Source organism: Candidimonas humi, from assembly GCF_019166065.1.
Taxonomy (GTDB): Bacteria; Pseudomonadota; Gammaproteobacteria; order Burkholderiales; family Burkholderiaceae_B; genus Candidimonas; species Candidimonas humi.
This window is the reverse complement of record NZ_JAHTBN010000030.1, coordinates 1-525: the sequence shown is the minus strand read 5'-3', so window position 1 is coordinate 525 and position 525 is coordinate 1. Positions and strand designations below refer to the sequence as shown.

The following is a 525-nucleotide window of genomic DNA, read 5'->3' as shown; positions in this document are numbered from 1 at the left end:
AAGATCAACGCCCATGTTGCAGACGCGCTGGACAAGGGCGCCAGCCGCGCCACCCAGGCCCGCAATCTGCCGGGGCAGTATGCCGATCCGGTTGTGCTGTCCGGGGCCAGCACCGAGATGCGCCTGGCAACCGAAGAAACCTTTGGCCCGGTGGCGCCGATCTTCCGGTTCGACACCGATGAAGAGGCGTTGGCGCTGGCCAATGGCACGCCCTTCGGTCTGGCGGCCTATTTCTACACGCGCGACATGGCGCGCGCCTTCCGCTTTGGCGAGGCGCTGGAATTTGGCATGGTCGGGCTGAATACCGGGCTGCTGAGCAACGAGGTGGCGCCTGTTGGCGGGGTCAAGGCCTCGGGACTGGGGCGCGAAGGGGCGCACGAAGGGATCGAGGAATATCTCGCAACCAAGGCATTGCATTTCGGCGGGCTGTAAGCCAAGCGACGCGCACGCTGGCTCCGGCCCTGCGCGGACGTAGACCTGCCTGAGCGCGGCCATCCCGAACGCCACCCGGCTCTGCGACGCAAT

At 66.5% G+C, this 525-nt stretch carries 1 protein-coding gene; it reads left to right on the top strand.

The window, feature by feature from the left end; genetic code table 11:
- The coding region (locus KVP10_RS21175; protein ID WP_217966740.1) for an aldehyde dehydrogenase family protein at positions 1-432 on the top strand (432 nt) is incomplete at its 5' end.
- Between the last annotated feature and the right edge of the window lie 93 nt (positions 433-525).